Genomic DNA, 21,314 nt, shown 5'->3' on the forward strand with positions numbered 1-21,314 from the left:
ACCTCACGAAGTCGGTGCGGTCACCGCGTCGGCCAGGAAGGCGAGGGTCTCCGAGGTACCCGCCTCGAGCTTGAGGGTCGCCAGCGCATCCCCGCGGGTGGGGCCACGATTGATCACCACCACCGGGATGTTCCGCTGCACGGCGCGACGTACGAACCGCAACCCCGACTGCACCGTCAGTGAACTCCCGGCGACCAGCAGGGCGTCGGCACCGTCCACCACCGAGAAGGCGAGATCGACGCGCGGGCGCGGCACCGTCTCCCCGAAGTACACGATGTCGGGTTTGAGCATCCCGTCGCAGCGCTCGCAGTCGACGACGACGAAGTCCTCGGTGTCGGTGACCACCGCGTCCGCATCGGGGGCGACCTCGAGACCGGTCGTCGCGCGCATCCGGTCGTCGAATCCCGGATTGGCCGCGCACAGCCGTTCGTGCAGCGTGAACCGCGAGATGAGGTGTTCGCACGACAGGCATCGGACCTGCGCGTAGGTGCCGTGCAGGTCGACGACCTGCCGGCTGCCGGCCTTCGTGTGCAGCAGGTCGACGTTCTGGGTGATCACGCCGACGACCGAACCGGCGCGTTCGAGGGCCGCGAGCGCCCGGTGCCCGAGATTCGGGCGGGCGGCGTCCATGTGCTTCCAGCCGACGTGGTTGCGGGCCCAGTAGCGTTGCCGGAACTCCGCGTCGCCGACGAACTGCTGGTAGGTCATCGGGTTGCGGGGCGGCGAGTCCGGTCCGCGATAGTCGGGGATACCGGAGTCCGTCGACAGCCCGGCGCCGGTGAGAACAGCGATCCGACGGCCGTGCAGGAGAGTGGGCAGGTCGTCGGAACGGAGTGGAACGTCGATCACTCCTTCTACGGTAGGCCGCTTCCGGGAACCGGTGCCGCGGGCAGCAGCGCGCGGACCGCATCGATGGTGTCGGCGTCGGCGGCCGACTTGTCGGGCCGGTACCGCAGCACCCGTGCGAAGCGCAGCGCCACCCCGCCCGGATAGCGGCTGCTCGTCTGCACTCCGTCGAGTTCGATCTCGACGACGATCGCGGGTCGCAGGTGGACGGTGTGCTCGTCGCGGTGTGTCTCGTGGCGTGGGAATTCCTCTGTCTGCCACTGCAGCAGCGCGTCGGTGAGTCCCTTGAACGTCTTCCCGACCATGATCGGCGGACCACCGTCGGGGTCGCGGGCACCGAGGTGCAGGTTGGACAGGAAGCCGGTGCGGCGCCCGTAACCCCATTCGGCGGCGAGCACCACGAGATCCAGGGTGTGCTCGGGTTTGACCTTCTGCCAGGCTCGGCCCCGGCGGCCGGCGGTGTAGGTCGATGTGAGCGACTTCACCATGACGCCCTCGTGACCGTTGCCGAGCGAGTCACCGAGGTGCGCCTCGGCGCTGTCGGCGTCCGGAGCGACGAGCGTGGGGATGCGGTGCTCACCCGCGACGCGGGCGAGATGGTCGCGACGCACCGACAGCGGCTCGTCGAGCAGGTCGGCGCCGTCGAGGTGCAGGCAGTCGAAGAAGTACGGGTGGAGAAGCAGTTCGCGTTCGGAGCGGGCACCGAACCGGCTCATGGTCTCCTGGAACGGTCGGGGACGGCCGGCATCGGTGAGCGCGAGTGTCTCGCCGTCGAGTACGACACTGCGGCACGGCAGCGCCCGGACGAGTTCGACCAGTTCGGGGACCGATGCGGTGATGTCGCGCAGCGTGCGGGTGAAGATCCACACCGCGTCCTCGTGGCGGTGCACCTGGATGCGTGCACCGTCGAGTTTGTACTCCACGCTCACCGCCCCGTCGAACTCGATGAGTGCCGCCTCGAGCGACTCGGCGGGTGAGGCGAGCATCGGCCGGACCGGTCGGCCGAGCTCCAGGCCGAACTCCGCCAGCGCGTCGACACCACCCTCGAAGGCCGCCGCTGCGGCCTGCGCGAGTCGGCCCGACAACATCACCGCCCGACGGACCGGTTCGACGGGGAGACCGGCTGCCGCTGCGACCGCATCGGTCATCACCCCTTCGAGCGCGCCCTGCCGCAGCTCACCGCCGAGGAGCGCGACGAGGAAACGCTGCTCGGCCTCGGTGGCCCGTCCGAACAGATCCAGGAGCAGTTGCTGCCGCGCGGAGGTGGATCCGGAACCGGAGATGCCGGCGAGGCGGTCGAGCAAGCCGGACACCTCGTCGACGTCGAGCACGGGATCGTCGGCGACCGGTGCGGAGAGGCCGGCGAGGGTGCGGAAACCGACACCCAGGCGACCCTGGGTCATCTCTCCGGACAACCATGAGACCACCGCTTCGACCTCGTGAGGTTCGGCGCGCCCGAGTAATTCCCGCAGCAGATCGATCTTGGTGCGTCGTGACCGTGTGGCGGCGACGGCGACGGAGGTGTCGACAACCGAGTGCAGCAGCATCGCTTCGACGTTAGCGCCCGGACGTGCCACGCGGAGGAAATCGTGCGCCGGGGTGTATTTCCGCACGGGGGTGGGAATCGAGAGGCCAGGATGGTGCACAGGACGCCTCCACGCAGGGAGGGACGGGAGACGCGGATGAGCAAGGACGCCGATGCAGTCGAACTCGACGTGGACGGTCGCACGGTGCGCATCTCGCACCCCGAGCGCGTGTACTTCCCCGAGATCGGGGCGACCAAGCTCGACCTCGCGAACTACTACCTGAGCGTGGGGGAGGGGATCGTCCGGGCACTCCGCGAACGGCCCTGCATGCTGCACCGGTTCCCCGACGGGCTCGAAGGGCGGAAGGTACACCAGAAGCGTTTGCCGCGCGGGGCTCCGGACTGGGTCGAGACCGTGCGGGTGCACTTCCCGCGCTACGACCGCGATGCCGACGAACTGTGCGTGACCCATCTCGCCGACGTCGTGTGGGCCGTGCAGATGTCCACCGTGGAGTTCCATCCGTGGAACTCGCGGCGCAGCGACGTGGAGCGACCCGACGAGTGGAGGATCGACCTCGATCCGATGCCCGACTGCGATTTCGACCGGGTCCGGCGTGTCGCGAAGGTGGCGCACGAGGTGCTCGACGAACTCGGTGCCGTGGGCTGGCCGAAGACCTCGGGCGGCGACGGCCTGCACGTCTACGTCCGGATCGCGCCGGAATGGGAGTTCGACGACGTCCGAAGGGCCGCATGGGCTTTCGCGCGGGAGGTGGAACGACGCGCGCCCGGCGACGTGACGACGGCATGGTGGCGCAAGGAACGCGACCCGTCGGCGGTCTTCGTCGACTACAACCAGAACTCGCGCGACCACACGATCGCCAGTGCCTATTCGGTCCGCGGTGTGTCGGAGGCGACGGTCTCCACTCCGGTGCGGTGGGAGGAGATCGACGACCTCGAACCGCGGGACTTCACGATCCGGACCGTGCCGAAGCGGTTCGAGGAACTCGGCGACCTGCACTCGGGTATCGACGACGCGGTCTTCTCCCTCGATCCGCTCCTGGAATGGGCGGAACGCGACGAGAAGCCGTCGGAGTGAGCCCTATGGCCCGGTAACGGTGGCCCGGTAGACGTGGCCTAGTAGCCGGCGCTGGGATCGACGACCCCGATCGGCACGAGGCCGGATGCGAAGCGTGTGACGTTCTCGATCACGTGCTCGAGATAGGCCGGGATGCGCAGCGGGGGTGGATTGGCGTCGTGGGGAGTGATCACGGCGTTGGGGAGCGTCCACAACGGATGATCCTCGGGGAGCGGTTCGGGATCGGTGACGTCGAGCCCTGCACCACCGATCGCGCCGGATCGGAGAGCGGCGACGAGGGCGTCGGTGTCGACGAGATCGCCCCGGGCGATGTTGACGACCCACGCCGTGGACTTCATCGCTGCGAGCTCGGTTGCGCCGACGAGCTGCTCGACGTCGAGAGTGGCCGTCGCGGAGATGACGAAATGATCTGCCAGAGGCCATATCTCGTCGATACGTTCGACGGGGAACGTCTCGATGGCTCCCGGCACGGGACGACCGCTGCGGGTGACGGCGAGCGCGCGCGCCCCCAGCGCGGCCAGCATCGGGATCAGCGCCCGGCCGACACCCCCGGCGCCGATGATCCCGACCGTCGCGCCGCGGAGGGTGCCGACGACCGGCGCGAGACTCTCGGGTGTCCACGAGGTGGCCGCCAGATGGGCCGGCAGGGCCCGGACCCCGGCGAGCAGGAGCAGGAGCGCGTGCTCGGCGACGGTCGTGGAGTAGGCCGCGGCCGCCGACGTCCAGGTGACGCGAGGATGGGCCTTGACGACGCCCTGCGACAGCCAGTACTCGACACCGGCGGACGGTAGCTGCACCCAGCGGACGGAGGCGGGGAGGACCTCGGGGAAGTCCTGCGGCCCGGCCGTCCAGACGAGCGCGTCGGGGGTCTCCTCGAGTCCGCAGGGCACGCCGCCCCCGCCCGTGACCGCCCGTTCGAAACGGGGGTCGCGCTCGGGGCCGACAGCGATGCGGGGCGCACGCTCGGGAGTCATGGTCTCGACTCTAAGCGTCCGCCCCGCATCGGTCACGTGGTTACCGCGCTCAGGCGGGTTCGACGATCAACGGGTACACACCGTTCTCGTCGTGCACCTCACGGCCGGTGACCGGGGGATTGAAGACGCACAGCATGCGCATGCGCGTTTCGGGGAGCACGCGGTGACGCTCGTGTCCGTTGAGCAGGTACATCGTGCCCGGAGCGAGGTCGTACTCCACGTCGTTGTCGAGGTCCTGGAGCTTGCCGGTGCCCTCGACGAGCCACACGGCCTCGACGTGGTTGGCGTAGTGGAACTCGTTGACGGTGCCGGGTTCGATGGTGGTCTCGTGGAACGAGAAGCCCACCTTGTCGCCGGCGAGGACGATGCGCTTGCTGCGCCACTGGCCGTCCTCCGAGACGACGTCGCGCTCGGTGCCGGTGATCTCTTCTGTCGTACGAACGATCATGGGTGTCGAAAGTCCTTCTTCTGCAAGTGGGTTCGGAACGGGCGGAGCGGGGGACCGCTCAGGAACGGACCTTGGCGGTCGCTTCCGCCAGGATGTTCAGCCCGAACTCGAGTTCGTCGTCGGTGATGGTCAGCGGCGGCAGCAGCTTGACGACCTCGTCCGACGGACCGGAGGTCTCGGCGAGCAGACCCTCTTCGAAGGCCAGGGCGCAAACCTTGTCGGCGTCCTCCGGCTTGTCGAAGACCAGGCCCTGGACCAGGCCGCGGCCGCGGGTCGAGACGCCGTCGAACATGTCCGACAGGTTCATGAAGGTCTGACGGATGCGCTCGCCCTTGCGCAGGGTGTCGCGCTCGAGCTTGTCGTCGGCCCAGTAGTGCTCGAGGGCGGCAGCCGCCGTCACGAAAGCCGGGTTGTTGCCGCGGAAGGTGCCGTTGTGCTCGCCCGGGCCCCACACGTCGAGCTCACGCTTGAACAGGGTGAGCGCCAGCGGCATTCCGTATCCGCCGATCGACTTCGACAGGGTCACGATGTCGGGCGTGATGCCGGCGATCTCGAACGAGAAGAACGGGCCGGTGCGGCCGCAGCCCATCTGCACGTCGTCGACGATCAGCAGGATGTCGCGTTCCTTGCACAGGTCGGCCAGAGCGCGAAGCCACTCGGGGCGAGCAACATTCACGCCGCCTTCACCCTGCACGGTCTCGACGATGACCGCGGCCGGACGGTTCAGGCCGCTGCCCGCGTCGTCGAGGACGCGCGAGAACCACTGGAAGTCCTCGGTGACGCCGTTGAAGTAGTTGTCGAACGGCATCGGCGTGGCGTGGACGAGGGGGATACCCGCGCCGGCGCGCTTCATCGAGTTACCGGTCACCGACAGCGCACCCAGGGTCATGCCGTGGAAAGCGTTGGTGAAGTTGATGATCGACTCGCGACCGGTCACCTTGCGGGCGAGCTTGAGCGCCGCCTCGACGGCGTTCGTGCCGGTCGGGCCGGGGAACTGGACCTTGTAGTCCAGGCCGCGCGGCGCGAGCACGTGCGACTCGAAGGTCTCGAGCAGCTTGCGCTTGGCGACGGTGTACATGTCGAGGCCGTGGGTGACGCCGTCGCTCATGATGTAGTCGACCAGGGCCGACTTGAGAACCGGATTGTTGTGGCCGTAGTTCAGGGCTCCGGCGCCGGCGAAGAAGTCGAGGTAGTCCTTGCCGTCCTCGCTGCGCAGCCAGGATCCCGATGCCTTGTCGAAAACGGCGGGCCAGCCGCGGCTGTAACTCCGGACCTCGGATTCGAGGTGCGAGAAAATCGCAGTATCGGGCTTACTGGTGGTCTCGGGCTTGTTTTCCAGGATGGTCATGTCGTGGTCCTCCTGTGATTATTCGAGAATTATGAAGATGTCGTGCGCACACGCGCTGCGATCATTCGCCGATGGTGTAGAGATCCTCCGCCAGATGTGAATCGGGGAAATCGTCGGGCGCGAACAACTCGGTGCGAGTGATATGCGTTCCGCGGCGACGCGCGAGAGCGGTGAACATTGCGATCGACGCTTCGTTGTCGGGACTCACCGTCGTTTCCAGACGGGTCACGCCGAGCGGCTCGAGTCGGTCGAGCAGAGCGTCGAGCATGCGGCCGGCCACTCCACGTCCACGCTGGTCTGCGTCGACTGCCACCTGCCAGACGAACAGGGTGTTCGGGGAGTCGGGACGGCGGTAGCCGGTCACGAATCCCACGGGGCGATCGGTGTCGTCCGTTGCGACGACCGATGTGTCGGCGAAATCGCGACACCACAACACATATGCGTAACCGGAATTGACGTCGAGAACCTGCGAATCACGCGCGATCTGCCAGAGTCGTCTACCGTCGGCGATACGCGGACGCCGGAATTCGATTGCAGCCGGCTCACTACCGGACTCGGTTGCGGCCACCTCCGAAGAGGTGGTCGCGGTATTCGATTCAGCCGAGTCGGGGGTCGGGGTACTTCTTTCCTTGACGGGCCTCATATGTCCTTTCAACCTAACAACTTCCGGTGTCGAGATCACGCCCGTGTCCGGAATCGGGATCGGAACCCTGTGGTCCGTGCAGGTCGAGCGCATGTTGTGATGCCGGTCACAAACATGTTACGTCGGTCCTCCTCGTGGCGATTACTTCGGGCTCGCGAGTGCGTACGGCAACACCGCGTCGGCTCCCGCCGCGACGAGAGTTCTCGCCGCCATCGTGAACGTCCAGCCGGTGTCGGTCACCGCATCGACGAGAAGGATCGGACCACTCGACCCGAGGTTGTCGGGTCGCTCCCACGCATCGATCAGTGCGGCGACCCGATATGCCGAGTTCGCTGCCGTCGGCTCCGTATTCCCGCTTCGGCGTCGCAATACACCTAGATCTCGTAATCGTCCGATTTGTGCCAATCGGAACGCGAGTGACTCGACGAGCAGGGGATGTGTGGGGGAGTCCATGGCCATGACGGCGGTGGGCCGCTCCTCCCAGTCCCACGCGGCGAGCACCGCGATCGACGCGTCGACCACCGCCTTCGGCACTTCGCGGTCCGGTCCGTCGAGCAGTTCGCGCAGTCGCGGTCCCCATCCCAGATCCGACAGCCTGCCCAGCACTCGCCCGGGGTGCGGACCGTCCGTGATCCGGCCCGACAGCGGGATCCCGAGGGTCGACATTCCCGTGGGCCACTGCCGGCGCGGCGGCAGATCCACACCGGGGCGTTCGAGCCGAGCGCGGGTGCGGGCGACCTCGTCGTCGCCGACGGACGTCTCCCACCGGGAGCCGATGCAGTTGTCGCACCGGCCGCAGCCGGGGCCTCCGGCGGTGTGATCGCAGCCGGGGCCTCCGGCGGTGTGATCGCAGCCGGGGCCTCCGGCGGTGTGATCGCAGCCGGGGCTCCGGGTGTCGAGATCGGGGTCGTCGAGCTGACGGCGGAGGAAGACCATGCGGCATTCGGTGGTGCGTTCGTATTCGAGCATCGCCTCCTGTTCCGCGGCGCGCGCCTCCTCGAGCCGCCCGTAGCGCTCCTCGTCGTACATCCAGGGCTGCCCGGTGGCGATCCAGCCACCCTTGACCCTCTTCACCGCTCCGTCGACGTCGAGGACCTTGAGGACCATCTCCAGGCGGGAGCGCGTGAGGTCGACCCGCGGTTCGAGCGCGGGTGTCGATACCGGCCGTTCGGTATCGAGCGCTGCGATCACACGGCGTACGAGTGCCTCGTCCGGGAAGGCGACCGAGGCGAACCACTGCCAGATCCGGCGGTCCTCCGGGCCGGGGAGCAGAACCACCTCGGCGCGTTCGGTGGAGCGACCCGCACGCCCGACCTGCTGGTAGTAGGAGATCGGGGACGAGGGAGCGCCGAGGTGCACCACGAAGCCGAGGTCGGGCTTGTCGAAGCCCATGCCGAGTGCCGAGGTCGCGACGAGCGCCTTGACCTTGTTGTCGAGGAGATCGGCCTCGAGCTGTTCACGTTCGGTCGGTTCGGTCTGACCGGTGTATGCCGCCACTGCAAAGCCGTGGTCGGTGAGCAGCGCCGCGAGGTCGCGGGCGGCGGAGACCGTCAGCGCGTACACGATGCCCGAGCCCGGCAGATCCTTCAGATGTTGCGCGAGCCATGCTGCGCGTCGTGCCGGTTCGTCGATCCGCACCACCGACAGGTGCAGCGACGGACGGTCGAGGCCGCCGCGCAGCACGAGCGTGCCGTCGGAGCCGGAATTGCTGCTTCCACCGAGGTCGCTGCCTCCGCCGACACCGAGCTGGGCGGCGATGTCGGCGACCACCCGGTCGTTGGCGGTCGCGGTCGTCGCCAGGACCGGGATGTCGTCGCCGAGTTCGGCGACGAGGGTGCGGATGCGGCGGTAGTCGGGCCGGAAGTCGTGACCCCAGTCCGACACGCAGTGCGCCTCGTCGACGACCACCAATCCGGCGTCGCGGGCGAGGGAGGGCAAGACCTGGTCGCGGAAGTCGGGGTTGTTGAGGCGTTCGGGGCTGACGAGGAGGACGTCGACCTCACCCGCCGCGATCCGCTCGTGGATCGCCGCCCATTCCGTCACGTTGCCGGAGTTGATGGTCGCGGCGTGGACGCCCGCCCGCTCGGCGGCCGCGACCTGGTTGCGCATCAGGGCGAGCAGCGGCGAGACGATCACCGTGGGACCGCGGCCCTGCCGGCGCAGCAGTTTGGCGGAGATGAAGTAGACGGCCGACTTTCCCCAGCCTGTGCGCTGGACGACGAGGGCGCGGCGACGGTGTACCACGAGCGCCTCGATCGCGACCCATTGGTCGTCGCGCAGCCGGGCATCGGGGCCTGCCAGCTCGCGGAGGAGGTGCTCGGCATCGTCGCGCAACAGGTCGGTGGAGTTCGTCATGCTGCAATCGTGCCCGACGACGTTCCGTCACGGCGACGGTGAACGGTTCTCCGGGGGCGGCGAACGGTACTGACGCGGCGGCGAACGGGGATACCGTAGAGATGGCGACGGAGTGGCTCTCACGAAAGAGGGTGGCACCCAGTGTCAGTCGGCGTGGCAGAGATCATGATGTAAAAGCTTGCGAAACAACAACTTCCGATTGCATCGATCTTGGAGTGCGACTCGTGGCACTCTGTGTCCGAATTGGTGACGGCGATCGCTGATCCGGACCGAGTGTGATGAGCGGATCATCCGCGTCGCTATGGTCGTCGTCATGTACGCAGCCCTTTCATCCCCCGCAGCGCCGTCTGTGGAGTCGGTCGTCGTGACCCCGGCCGAGACTCGGGTACGTCATGAGACCTACCGCAAGAAGATCGTGTCGGCTCAGGACGCCGTCCAGTGGATTCGCCCCGGCGACACGGTCGCCATCAGCGGCTTCGCCAGCGCAGGCACCCCGAAGGCAGTGACCCCGGCCCTCGCCGAACACATCCGGCGCACGCGGGCGACCGGCGGCGACTTCCGGATCAACCTGCTCACCGGAGCGTCGGTGGCCTCCGACACCGAGCGCATGCTCGCCGACGTCGACGGAATCGCGCTGCGTATGCCGTACCAGGCAGAGCCCACCGCCCGAGGGCGGATCAACGAAGGCCGGATGGACTACGTCGACATACACCTGTCGCACGTCGCCCAGCAGGTCTGGGAGGGCTACTACGGACACATCGACGTCGCCGTCGTCGAGATCTCCGGCATCACGGAGACGGGCGAGCTGATCCCCGCCACGTCCATCGGTAACAACAAGACCTGGCTCGACGTCGCCGAGAAGGTGATCCTCGAGGTCAACTCGTGGATCCCCGCCGCCATGGACGGCGTGCACGACGTCTACTACGGCACCGCGCTTCCCCCGAACCGTCGTCCGATCGACCTCACCGACGTCGAGGACCGCATCGGCCAGCCCTACTTCCGGATCGATCCGGAACGCGTCGTCGCGGTCGTCGAGACCGACCGTCCCGACAGCGCCACCGCGCTCACGGCGCCCGACGCCACCAGCCGGGCCATCGCCGACCACGTCCTCGACTTCTTCGCGCACGAGGTCGCCGCGGGACGGCTGCCCGCCGACACGCTGCTTCCGCTGCAGTCGGGTGTCGGCAACGTCGCCAACGCCGTTCTCGCCGGTCTCGACAGCGGACCGTACCGGGGGCTGACCTGCTACTCGGAGGTCATCCAGGACGGCATGCTCGACCTCGTCAAACACGGCACCGTCCGGTTCGCCTCGGCGACTTCCCTCGCACTGTCCGAAGCGGGGCTGAACGACTTCGTCGAGAACATCGACTTCTACCGCGACCACATCATGTTGCGGCCGCAGGAGATCAGCAACCACCCCGAGATCGTCCGCCGACTCGGCATCATCGCCATGAACGGCATGCTCGAAGCCGACGTGTACGGCAACGTCAACTCCACCCACGTGATGGGCACCCGCATCATGAACGGCATCGGTGGCTCCGGCGACTTCGCGCGCAACGGCTACCTGTCGATGTTCCTGAGCCCGCCGACGGCCCGCGACGGCGCGATCTCGTCGATCGTCCCGATGGTGCCGCACGTCGACCACACCGAGCACGACGTGCAGGTCATCGTGACCGAACAGGGTCTCGCCGATCTGCGCGCACTGTCCCCCCGCCGTCGGTCGCGGGTCGTCGTGGAGCGCTGCGCGCATCCCGACTACCGCGCCGAACTGCTCGACTACATCGAGCGCGCAGAAGCCACCCCCGGAGCAGGTCACACCCCGCACCTGCTCGGTGAGGCGTTCTCCTTCCACGAGCGTTACCAGCGCACGGGGACCATGCACGCGTCCTGATCGACGCGGCGACGAACACGGTCGGTCCCGGCACCACACCACGGTGCCGGGGCCGACCTTTCTCGTCCGTCCGGCTCAGCGGATCGGCGCCGGATCGATCTCCTGCTGCGGGAGCGTCGCGGAGATCGTCGCCGTGATGTCCTGCAGCGGGGTCGGCCCGGATCCGTCGGGCACGGTCAAGGCCACGTAGACCGGACGGTCGACGGCGAACCACGTACTCGCCGGGATGCCCTGCTCGGCCCCCGACACCTCGAACCACTGCACGTCGTCGATCACCTGCAGCGCCGCCGCTCGGTCGAACTGGTCGGGCCGGTCGAGACCGCAACGCAGGACGACCTCCTCGCCGTCGTCCGACTGCCAGGCCGCAGCACCCACCGGTGCCGGATCGGCCAGTTCGGCGCGCGTGTAGTCGCCGAGCTCCTCCGGCAGCGCGTCGAGCAACTGCGAGCAGGATTCGGATTCCGCCTCCGGAGCGGGCACGGGACCGAGACCCACGGGTGTATTCACCGGTGACTGCGACACGATCACGGCCGCCACCACCACTCCGACCAGCAGGGCGACGGGCAGTGCGATCGCCGTGGCGATCAGAGCGGGACTGCGTCGCATCCCGTCCGATCCGGGTGCCTCGACGGGGGCGTCGTCGGAAGGTTCGCGATCGGAAGCAGAGGTGTCGTTCATCGTGTCCAGCATCCGGGCTCGGGGACAGGGGGCGGTAGCGTGATCGAACGTAGCAGGGCACGTGCCGGCTCTCTCCCACCGCCGACCGAGAAAGAGGCGACCGTCACCGTGACGAACCCGAGCGGACCCACCGTCGCCGACATCGGCGAATTCCCCGTGATCGAGCGCGCGGTGAGAGCACGGCGGCAACCCGACAGCACACTCGTCGGGCCGGGCCACGACGCAGCCGTCGTGACAGCATCCGACGGGCGCATCGCGATCTCGACCGACATGCTGGTCGAAGGACGTCACTTCCGGTTCGACTGGTCGAGCCCGGAAGAGGTCGGACGCAAGGCGGTCGCCCAGAACGGAGCCGATGTCGCCGCGGTCGGCGCCCGCCCCACGGCCTTCGTCGTCGGCCTCGGTTGTCCGCCCGAGACTCCCGTCGCCGTGCTCGACGGCATCTCGGCGGGCATCGGGGAGGCTGCGGAGGAGATCGGCGCCGGAGTCGTGGGAGGCGATCTCGTGCAAGCGGGTCAGGTGATCGTCTCGGTCACCGCGCTCGGCGAACTCGACGGACGGCCACCGCTGCTCCGCTCCACCGCCCGCCCCGGCGACGTCGTCGCCCTCGCCGGTCGCACCGGTCGTTCCGCGGCGGGTCTGGCCCTGCTGCTGGCCGGCAACCGGGACTTCCCCGAACTCGTCGCGGCGCATCGTGTGCCCACTCCGCCCTACGCCGCAGGTCCTGCAGCGGCCGCAGCAGGCGCCCACGCATGCACCGACATCTCCGACGGTCTCGTCGCCGATCTCGAGCACATCTGCACGGCTTCGGAGGTCGCGATCGACCTCGACTCCGGTGCGCTCGCTCCCGACACGCAACTCCGCGAGACCGGTCGGGTGCTGGCGGCCGACCCGTGGGAATGGATCCTCACCGGCGGCGAGGACCATGCTTTCGCAGCGTGCTTCCCCCGCGAGGTCGCACTGCCGGACGGATGGCGGCCGATCGGCGTGGTCCTGGAAGGCTTCGGCGTCACCGTCGACGGGCAGCGCCGCGACGGATCCGGAGGCTGGGAGAGCTTTGCGGCGGGCGCTGGTCACTAGGGCGACCACTTCGGGTGGGGTTCGCTCGAGATAGGTTCTGCAGTCATGGCTGTCTACGCACTCGGCGAGCGTGTCCCCGATATCCATCCCGACGCGTGGGTTCACCCCGACGCGGTCGTGATCGGCAACGTCACCCTCGGTGCCGGTGCCTCCGTGTGGCCCTCGGCGGTGCTGCGCGGGGACTACGGCACGATCACCGTGGGGGAGAAGACCAACATCCAGGACGGCACGATCATCCACTGCACCGCGATCGATGCCACCGTCATCGGCGCGCGGTGCGTCGTCGGGCACAACGCGCACATCGAGGGCTCCACGATCGGTGACGGCGCGCTGATCGGCTCGGGTTCGCTCGTCCTCAACGGATCGGTCATCGGCGCCGGGGCGCAGGTCGCCGCCGGCGCCCTGATCCCACCGCGCTTCGAACTTCCGCCCCGCCGCATGGCGATGGGCATCCCCGCGAAGGTCCGCGAGGGCTACGAGATCCCCGAGAACGAATTCGACCCCAACGCCGAGATGTATGCGGCGAACGCCGCCTACTACCGGACCGCTCTCCGCCGCATCGACCAGGAGTGACAGGTGGCCGACACCGTCGACACACAGTCCGCGGACGGGGGAGCGGACGAGCCCCGTGCCGGTCGGCCCCTGTCCGAACTCGTCGACCCGGGCTGGGCGCGAGCACTCGAACCCGTCGCAGGTGACATCACCGCGATGGGGCAGTTCCTCCGCGCCGAACTCGCCGCGGGCCGCAGTTACCTGCCGTCCGGTCCGAACGTGCTGCGTGCCTTCACACAGCCGTTCGAGTCCGTCCGCGTCCTGATCGTCGGGCAGGATCCCTATCCCACTCCGGGTCACGCTGTGGGACTGAGCTTCTCGGTGGCTCCGACCGTCCGGCCGATCCCGCGCAGTCTCGCCAACATCTACCGCGAGTACACCGACGATCTCGGTCTGCCGCAGCCCTCCACGGGCGACCTGTCGCCGTGGACCGAGCACGGTGTCCTGTTGCTCAACCGGGTCCTCACCGTCGCGCCGGGCCAGCCGGCCTCGCATCGCGGCAAGGGCTGGGAGGCCGTCACCGAGCAGGCGATCCGCGCGCTGGTCGCGCGCGGTACCCCGCTCGTCGCGATCCTGTGGGGCCGCGACGCGGCGACCCTCGAACCCATGCTCGGTGGTGTGCCCACCGTGAAGTCGGCGCACCCGTCCCCGCTGTCGGCCTCACGCGGATTCTTCGGGTCGCGTCCGTTCAGCCGCGCGAACGCCCTGCTCGTCGAGCAGGGCGGCGAACCGGTGGACTGGCGACTGCCCTGACCACCGATCCGCCGCCCGGATGTCAGGCGCGGGCCGAATCCCAGTCCGGACGCCGCTTGGCGACGAAGGCGTCGACACCCTCGATACCCGTGGGCGTCGTCGCGGCCGCGGAGATCGAGGCGGCTTCGGCATCGAGGTGGTCGGACAGCGATCGTCCGGCCGAGCCCGCCACGAGCGAGCGGATGGCGGCGTAGGACTGCGTGGGGCCGTGCGCGAGGGTTCGTGCGAGTCGCAACCCTTCGCTTTGGATCTCGCCGTCGGCGACGAGCCGGCTGAGCAGACCCAGGCGCACGGCTTCGTCGGCGCCGATCACGGCGTCGGTCATGATGATCTCCCGTGCCCGCGACGGGCCGACGATCCGCGGCAGGGTCCACGACATGCCGCCGTCGGGGGAGAAGCCGATCGACGGGTACGCGGCGCGCATCTTCGTGCCGGGGCCGGCGAGCGCGATGTCGGCGAGCAGCGCCAGGCTCATGCCGGCGCCGGCGGCCCAGCCGTGCACGGCGGCGACGACCGGCACGGCCGCCTTCTCCAGTGCGCGCACGAAGTCATGGAAGAGGTTCGCGATCTCGAGCAGGTGGGCGCCACGGTCCTCGGCCGCGGCGAATCCGTGGACGTTGCCGCCCGCGCAGAAGTTCGCACCCTCACCGACGAGCAGCACGGCGCCGATCTCCGGGCCTGCCGCACGCAGGGCTGCGATGCCCTGCTCCATCCCTGCGGGGGACAGGGAGGTGCCGTGCTCGGAGGTCGCCACGGCGATCCGCAGGACGCGGTCCTCCACGCTCACCAATGAACGGAGAGAGTCGCTGTCGGGGAAGGAAACTTGGTTCTCGGTCATTCCCGCACGATATCGGGCCGCAGGATCGAACGGCGAAGGCCCCCTGCGCAATCAGCGCAGGGGGCCTTCGCGACGACTCGACCGGGAATCAGCCGCGGACGACCTTGCCGGCCTTGAGGCAGGAGGTGCACACGTTCATCTTGCGGGTGTTGCCCGGTGCAACCTGAGCGCGCACGCTCTGGATGTTCGGGTTCCAGCGACGGTTGGTACGCCGGTGCGAGTGCGAGACCGACTTCCCGAAGCCGGGGCCCTTGGCGCATACGTCGCAGACGGCAGCCATGTCGCGAACTCCTTGTGTCTAGTGGATAGATCTTCTGTCTGTTGTTTCGCCTTGCGAACACGGGGAACGAGCCGCCCGTGCGAGGCAACCCGGCAAGCTTAGCGAACTCGAGGGCGGTTGGCCAAACCGGACGGTGCGACGACTCGCGGCTAACCTGTTCGCCAGGGCTCGGCACCGTGCGCAACGGTACCGATCGCAGAGGTGGACGATGCTCGCAGGACGAGGCGAAGGGGGTGGAATCGTTGCTCGGAGCCGAGGACACGGTGGACGGGCGGGCGCTGCGCCGGTGGGTCGAGTTCGGTGTGGAAGCGCTCGAACAGCGCCGAGCGGAGATCAACTCGCTCAACGTCTTCCCGGTACCCGACGGGGACACCGGAAACAATCTGCTGATCACCCTGCAGGCCGCGGCGGCCCGGATCGGCGGGCCCGTGGACGGCGCGCTCACCGCATCCGACGTCGCCGAAGGGCTCGCGCGTGGTGCCTTCGCCGGGGCGCGGGGCAATTCCGGGATCATCCTGGCACAGGCACTGCGCGGTCTCGCCGACGCGATCGCGGGACTGACGACGGTCGGCGCCCGGGACCTCGCCGCCGCCTTCTCCAACGCCGCGACGCTCGTGACCGGAGCGCTCAGCGCACCCGCGAAGGGCACCATCGTCAGCGTCCTCGAAGCTGCGGCCGAGGGCGCGACCCGCGTCGCCTCGGAGACGGATGCGACCGTGTGCGATGTCGCCGTCGCGAGTGCCGACGCCGCCGCCGACGCGCTGCAGCGCACCACCACCCAGCTCGACGTCCTCGCCGAGGCAGGGGTCGTCGACGCCGGCGGCCTCGGCCTGCTCGTGCTGCTCGACTGCCTGGTGGAGGTCACCACCGGAATACGGCCCGATCGCCGGATGGTGCTCGCCGGCACCTCGCGGCCTGTCGTCGAACCCGAGATCGTCGACGAACGTCACGACAGCGACCAGCAGGAGTACGAAGTGATGTATCTCGTCGGGAATTCCGACGACGCGCGCATGGATGCCTTGAGGTCCTCCCTCGACGCGCTCGGCGACTCGGTCGCGATCGTTTCCGGGGGATCGGGGTGCTGGTCCGTTCACGTGCACTGCTGCGAGCCCGGAGCTGCCGTGGAGGCCGGTCTCGCGGCGGGTTCGCTGAGCCGCATCGACATCACGTGCTTCGCGCTCGAGTCCGCGCGTCGCGGGTGCGGCGACGGTCCCGTCGCGCTGGGCACGGCTCCCGCCCGGGTCCGTGCCGAGTCGGCTGAGGAACAGTCCCGGGCGGTCCTCGCAGTGGTGGGCGGCGAGGGCGCGGCCGAACTGTTCGAGGCGGAGGGTGCCCGGGTGCTGCGGGCCGAGGAGATCTCAGCCCCGGACGAACTGCTCGAGGCGATCCGGGCACTGCCGAGCCGGGACGTCCTGGTGCTGCCCAACGGTGCGCTCTCCGCGCAGGACGTCGTCGCCGTGGGCGCCCGGGCGCGGCGGGACGACCGTGACGTGATGTTCCTGCCGTCCTCCTCCGTCGTCCAGGGGCTGGCCTCGTTGGCCGTGCACGATCCGATGCGCGCGACGGTCGACGACGCCTTCGCGATGTCGGAGGCGGCGTCGTGCGTGCGCTGGGGATCGCTGCGGTACGCGAACGAACGCGCGCTGACCTGGGTCGGAACGTGCGAGCCCGGCGACAGTCTCGGACTGGCCGGCCATGATGTCGTAGTGATCGAGCATGATCTGGTGACAGCGGGAGCGTCGCTGCTCGACAGGATTCTCGCCGCGGGCGGCGAGCTCGTGACGATGCTGGTCGGCGCCGACGCCCCCGACGGACTCGTCGAGCAACTGGCCGCCCACCTCGATCGCCGTCACCCGGAGATCGACGTGGTGGTCTACCAGGGCGGTCAGCGCGGCGACCTGCTGCAGCTCGGCGTCGAGTAGCCGGTGCGCCGCGAGGCCACCGCAGGAGTAGCGGAAGGGACGGCAGTGGCGACACTCGCGGACCGGCTCGATCATGTCCTCGGCCGCAAGACGGCGGACGCCTTGCACGACGCGTTCGGGATGACCACCGTCGAGGATCTACTGAGGCACTATCCGCACCGCTACGCCACCCAGGGCGCCGAACTCGGCGAGAGCCGGCCCGCGGAGGGCCAGCACATCACGATCATCGCGCGGGTCGAGTCGGCGCAGGAGGTGCCGATGAAATCCCGCGCCGGCAAACGCCTCGCGGTGCGGTTGCGCTCCGATCGCCACAGCATCGACGTCACCTTCTTCAACCCGCACCGGGTCAAGCACAACATCAAGCCCGGCGTGCGCGCGATGTTCTCCGGCACCGTGAAGTACTTCCGCGACAAGTGGAGCCTGACCCATCCGAGCTATCTCGTGCTGCCCGAACCGCGCGACGCCGAGGACCTGGTCTCGGCGACCCCCGCGCGGGTGCGGGGCGCCGGCGCCCTGGCGGGTCTCGCCCGCACCGCGCAGGACGGATCGGGAGTCGACATGTCGGTCTTCGACCGCGCGCTGATCCCGATGTACCGCGCGACCCGCGAGGTCGAGTCTTGGACCGTCATGCGCTGCGTGCGGCAGGTGCTCGACCAGCTCGACCACGTCGACGATCCGCTGCCCGAGTGGGTGCGCGACGAGCACGGCTTCGTGGGCCTCGACGAGGCGCTCCGCTCGATCCACCTGCCCGACGCGAAGCAGGAGATCGACCGGGCACGCGACCGTCTGCGGTTCGACGAGGCCGCCGCGGTGCAGCTCGTGCTCGCCGGACGCCGGCACGACGTCGAGGTGCGGTCGGCGCCGTCCTGCCCGCGCCGCGAGGGCGGGATCGCCGACGAGTTCGACCGGCGGCTGCCCTTCGAGCTGACGGCCGGGCAGCTCTCGGTGGCCGACGAGATCGCGGCCGATCTCGCACGCGAACACCCCATGAACCGGCTGCTCCAGGGCGAGGTCGGTTCCGGCAAGACCATCGTGGCGCTACGGGCGATGCTGCAGGTGATCGACTCCGGTCGGCAGTGTGCGTTGCTCGCACCCACCGAGGTGCTCGCGGCGCAGCACGCGCGCTCGCTCACGAAGATGCTGGGCGATCTCGCCGCGGCGGGCGAACTCGGCGCTCACGAACTCGCGACCCGCGTGACCCTGCTGACCGGCTCGATGGGGGTCGCACGCAAGCGGGCCGCGCTCAACGAGGCGGTGACGGGCGATGCCGGCATCGTCATCGGCACGCACGCGCTGATCGAGGACACGGTGCAGTTCTTCGACCTCGGCCTGGTGGTGATCGACGAGCAGCACCGCTTCGGTGTCGAACAGCGCGACGCTCTGCGCTCGCGGGGTCGCGACGGCGCGTCCCCGCACGTGCTGGTGATGACCGCAACACCCATCCCGCGCACCATCGCGATGACGGTGCTCGGCGACCTCGAGGTCTCGACCCTGCGCGAACTCCCCAGAGGACGGTCGCCGATCGTCAGCCGCGTGGTGCCGGCGAAGGTGCATCCGAAGTGGGTCGACCGCGCGTGGGAACGCATCCGCGAGGAGGTCGCCGAGGGGCGGCAGGCCTACGTGGTGTGTTCCCGCATCGGCGACGGCGATTCCGACGACGACGCGCTCTTCGATCCGGACGGGCCCGAGCCGTCGGGATCGGGGAAGGGCAAGCAGGCCCCGCCCGAAACCGTCTCTGTGCTCGAGCAGTTCGAGTTCCTCACTTCCGGTCCGCTGCGGGATCTGAGGGTGGGGCTGCTGCACGGTCGCCTCCCCGGCGACGAGAAGGACGCGGTGATGCAGGCCTTCAACGCCGCGGAGCTCGACGTGCTCGTGTGCACGACCGTCGTCGAGGTCGGTGTCGACGTGCCGAACGCGACCGTGATGGTGATCGTCGATGCCGACCGGTTCGGTGTCAGCCAGTTGCACCAGCTGCGGGGTCGCATCGGTCGTGGCGGCCATCAGGGCCTGTGCCTGCTCGTGACCGACGCGAAGCCCGCGACCCCGACGATGATGCGGCTCGAGGCCGTCGCCGGCACCACCGACGGTTTCGAACTCGCCCAGCTCGACCTGCAGTTGCGCCGGGAGGGCGACGTCCTCGGCGTCGCCCAGTCCGGCACCGTGTCGACGCTGCGGTTACTCTCGCTCGTCGACGACGCCGACGTCATCGAGGCGGCTCGCGACTTCTCCCGGACGGTGACGGAGAAGGATCCCGGCCTCGAACACCACCCGGGGCTCGCAAGCATGGTGCGGGCCGCGCTCGACGCCGAGCGCGTGGCCTATCTCGACAAGTCCTAATGGGAGCTACCGACCCCCACGACTGTGGCAAGGTTCGGTGTAGGTAGCGACCGGCGGGATAACACTCTCAAGACCAGGCGTGGCCCGTCCCCGAGCAGTTGGGCTGATGCCTAATGGGAGCTACCGACCCCCACGACTGTGGCAAGGTTCGGTGTAGGTGGCGACCGGTGGGATAACACTCTCAAGACCAGGCGTGGCCCGTCCCCGAGCAGTTGGGCTGATGCCTGAACTCAGACCGTGTACCCGCCGGTCGTGAGGGAAGCGGTGATCGCTGATGGGATGACGTGCCCCGATGCTGTGGCGTGTCGGTGAGTACTCGAGCCATTAGGTCGCCGACTGCTTTCCTCCGCTACCGGACCGAAAAATAGTGGATAGCAGCCTGTTCGGAGGTTCACGCCATGTTGTTCATCGGCGATGACTGGGCGGAAGGCCATCACGACATCGAGGTCGAAGACGACGTCGGCCGCCGGTTGGCGCGGATACGGCTGCCGGAGGGCGTCGAGGGGCTGGCCCGATTGCACGAGGTGGTGGCCGAACATTTCGATTCTGACAGCACCGGCAGCAGTGACCTCCCCGAGGGTGCGGTCGTGGTCGGGATCGAAACCGATCGTGGGGTGTGGGTGTCGGCGCTGCTGGCCTGTGGCTATCAGGTCTATGCGATCAACCCGATGTCGGCGGCACGATATCGGGAACGGCACGGCACCTCAGGAGCCAAATCCGACGCCGGCGACGCTCACGTTCTCGCCGAGATCGTCCGGCTGGACCGGGGTCATCACCGCCAGATCGCCGGGGACTCCCCGCAGGTCGAAGCCCTGAAACTGCTTGCCCGGGCCCACCAAGGCCTGATCTGGGACCGGACCCGGCACCTGCAGCGGATGCGGTCGGCGCTTCGCGAGTACTTCCCGGCCGCATTGACCGCGTTCGACAACCTCGCCGCCCCGGACACCCTGGCATTGCTGCGCAAAGCTCCCGATCCGGATCGCGCAGCACGACTGACCACCGGGCAGATCACCGCGGAACTGGCCCGGGCGCATCGGCGCGGGGACCGCACCGCCACGGCCACCCGCATCCGCGATGCGCTGCGGGCACCGGCGCTGCGGCAGCCGGCTGCGATCGAACATGCCTACGCGGTCGTCGTCGCCGGGCAAGCGCGCATGCTCGAGCATCTGGCCGAGCAGATCGAGGAGCTCGAGCAGGAGGTCAAGCGCAGTTTTCGTCGGCACCCGGCCGCTGAGATCGTCCGCAGCTGTCCCGGACTGGGAGACGTGCTGGGCGCCCGGGTGCTGGCAGAATTCGGCGACGATCCGCACCGATACCGTAATGCCAAGGCCCGCAAGAACTACGCCGGGACCTCGCCGATCACCCGAGCGTCGGGCAAGAGGAAGACGGTGTCGGCGCGCTACGCCCGCAACAAGCACCTGGCCGATGCGTGTCATCAGTGGGCGTTCTGCTCGATGAACACCTCGCCGGGTGCTCGGGCTTATTACGACGCGCTGCGAGCCCGGGAGGTCGGCCATCATGCTGCGCTGCGTCAGCTCGGTAACCGGCTCGTCGGGATTCTCCATGGATGTCTGAAGACCGGCACGATCTACGACGAGAGCACCGCCTGGCCCCAAGTTCCCACACAAGCCGCGGCTTGACACAGATACGCCATGGGATGTCTGAGTTACGTTCCGTACACCGTGCCGCAGAACCCGCGGTGAGGTTTCGGTGGCCGTGCCCGGCATGTTGACGCCGTGTTACGACGG

General features: G+C 68.8%; 18 protein-coding genes. 8 read left to right on the forward strand and 10 right to left on the reverse strand.

What is annotated here, in order from left to right; all coding sequences use genetic code 11:
• Positions 1-3 precede the first annotated feature (3 nt).
• Together BO226_RS05490 and BO226_RS05495 are read right to left on the reverse strand one after the other, a co-directional pair.
• On the reverse strand, positions 4-849 hold the full coding sequence (locus tag BO226_RS05490) for an NAD-dependent protein deacetylase (protein WP_071934771.1): 846 nt from the start codon (positions 847-849) through the stop codon (positions 4-6).
• A 5-nt stretch (positions 850-854) separates the two neighbouring features.
• Positions 855-2,393: an ATP-dependent DNA ligase gene (locus BO226_RS05495; protein WP_071936362.1), complete on the reverse strand. Its 1,539-nt coding sequence runs from the start codon at positions 2,391-2,393 to the stop codon at positions 855-857.
• Between the two features lie 135 nt (positions 2,394-2,528).
• On the opposite strand from BO226_RS05495, the gene ligD reads away from it, so the two are divergent.
• Positions 2,529-3,467, forward strand: coding sequence for a non-homologous end-joining DNA ligase (ligD, locus tag BO226_RS05500; RefSeq protein ID WP_064256379.1), 939 nt, complete (start codon positions 2,529-2,531; stop codon positions 3,465-3,467).
• Positions 3,468-3,505: 38 nt separating this feature from the next.
• Here the strand turns inward: ligD and BO226_RS05505 are convergent, their stop codons facing one another.
• From BO226_RS05505 to BO226_RS05525, 5 genes are all read right to left on the reverse strand, one after another.
• Positions 3,506-4,441 (reverse strand): D-isomer specific 2-hydroxyacid dehydrogenase family protein, encoded by a 936-nt coding sequence (locus BO226_RS05505; protein WP_071934772.1) that lies wholly within the window; start codon positions 4,439-4,441, stop codon positions 3,506-3,508.
• Between the two features lie 49 nt (positions 4,442-4,490).
• Positions 4,491-4,889 carry an ectoine synthase gene (locus BO226_RS05510; protein ID WP_006551191.1) on the reverse strand — a complete coding sequence of 133 codons (399 nt, stop codon included), beginning with the start codon at positions 4,887-4,889 and terminating at the stop codon, positions 4,491-4,493.
• A 58-nt stretch (positions 4,890-4,947) separates the two neighbouring features.
• Entirely contained in the window at positions 4,948-6,237 is a 1,290-nt protein-coding gene (gene ectB / locus BO226_RS05515; protein WP_006551192.1) for a diaminobutyrate--2-oxoglutarate transaminase, read from the reverse strand.
• 61 nt (positions 6,238-6,298) lie between these two features.
• The gene (gene ectA, locus BO226_RS05520; RefSeq protein WP_006551193.1) at positions 6,299-6,805 is read right to left on the reverse strand and encodes a diaminobutyrate acetyltransferase; all 507 of its coding nucleotides are present in this window, start codon (positions 6,803-6,805) and stop codon (positions 6,299-6,301) included.
• Positions 6,806-7,021: 216 nt separating this feature from the next.
• On the reverse strand, positions 7,022-9,235 hold the full coding sequence (locus BO226_RS05525; RefSeq protein WP_071934773.1) for a RecQ family ATP-dependent DNA helicase: 2,214 nt from the start codon (positions 9,233-9,235) through the stop codon (positions 7,022-7,024).
• 349 nt (positions 9,236-9,584) lie between these two features.
• Here BO226_RS05525 and BO226_RS05530 point away from each other — a divergent pair, with 349 nt between their 5' ends.
• Complete coding sequence (locus tag BO226_RS05530; protein WP_071936363.1) at positions 9,585-11,126, forward strand: acetyl-CoA hydrolase/transferase family protein; 1,542 nt, start codon at positions 9,585-9,587, stop codon at positions 11,124-11,126.
• Positions 11,127-11,201: 75 nt separating this feature from the next.
• Here BO226_RS05530 and BO226_RS05535 read toward each other — a convergent pair whose 3' ends face one another.
• Complete coding sequence (locus BO226_RS05535) at positions 11,202-11,816, reverse strand: DUF3515 domain-containing protein (RefSeq protein ID WP_019289078.1); 615 nt, start codon at positions 11,814-11,816, stop codon at positions 11,202-11,204.
• Positions 11,817-11,912: 96 nt separating this feature from the next.
• Here BO226_RS05535 and BO226_RS05540 point away from each other — a divergent pair, with 96 nt between their 5' ends.
• The 3 genes from BO226_RS05540 to BO226_RS05550 are packed head-to-tail and all read left to right on the forward strand — an operon-like array spanning position 11,913 to position 14,189.
• Complete coding sequence (locus tag BO226_RS05540) at positions 11,913-12,884, forward strand: thiamine-phosphate kinase (RefSeq protein ID WP_071934774.1); 972 nt, start codon at positions 11,913-11,915, stop codon at positions 12,882-12,884.
• 45 nt (positions 12,885-12,929) lie between these two features.
• Positions 12,930-13,457, forward strand: a complete 528-nt coding sequence (locus BO226_RS05545; protein WP_024100610.1) for a gamma carbonic anhydrase family protein — start codon at positions 12,930-12,932, stop codon at positions 13,455-13,457.
• A gap of 3 nt (positions 13,458-13,460) precedes the next feature.
• On the forward strand, positions 13,461-14,189 hold the full coding sequence (locus BO226_RS05550; RefSeq protein ID WP_064256377.1) for a uracil-DNA glycosylase: 729 nt from the start codon (positions 13,461-13,463) through the stop codon (positions 14,187-14,189).
• Positions 14,190-14,211: 22 nt separating this feature from the next.
• On the opposite strand, the gene BO226_RS05555 is transcribed toward BO226_RS05550, so the two are convergent.
• Together BO226_RS05555 and rpmB are read right to left on the reverse strand one after the other, a co-directional pair.
• Positions 14,212-15,027 (reverse strand): enoyl-CoA hydratase/isomerase family protein, encoded by an 816-nt coding sequence (locus BO226_RS05555; RefSeq protein ID WP_006551200.1) that lies wholly within the window; start codon positions 15,025-15,027, stop codon positions 14,212-14,214.
• Positions 15,028-15,115: 88 nt separating this feature from the next.
• Entirely contained in the window at positions 15,116-15,307 is a 192-nt protein-coding gene (gene rpmB, locus BO226_RS05560) for a 50S ribosomal protein L28 (RefSeq protein ID WP_006551201.1), read from the reverse strand.
• A 233-nt stretch (positions 15,308-15,540) separates the two neighbouring features.
• On the opposite strand from rpmB, the gene BO226_RS05565 reads away from it, so the two are divergent.
• From BO226_RS05565 to BO226_RS05575, 3 genes are all read left to right on the forward strand, one after another.
• Positions 15,541-17,229, forward strand: coding sequence for a DAK2 domain-containing protein (locus tag BO226_RS05565; RefSeq protein ID WP_033096480.1), 1,689 nt, complete (start codon positions 15,541-15,543; stop codon positions 17,227-17,229).
• Between the two features lie 45 nt (positions 17,230-17,274).
• A complete protein-coding gene (gene recG, locus BO226_RS05570; protein WP_071934775.1) occupies positions 17,275-19,566 on the forward strand; it encodes an ATP-dependent DNA helicase RecG in 2,292 nt (763 codons plus the stop codon).
• 398 nt (positions 19,567-19,964) lie between these two features.
• Positions 19,965-21,206: an IS110 family transposase gene (locus tag BO226_RS05575; RefSeq protein WP_071934776.1), complete on the forward strand. Its 1,242-nt coding sequence runs from the start codon at positions 19,965-19,967 to the stop codon at positions 21,204-21,206.
• Positions 21,207-21,314 lie beyond the last annotated feature (108 nt).

It is taken from the genome of Rhodococcus sp. 2G (assembly GCF_001886355.1).
Lineage (GTDB): Bacteria > Actinomycetota > Actinomycetes > Mycobacteriales > Mycobacteriaceae > Rhodococcus > Rhodococcus pyridinivorans.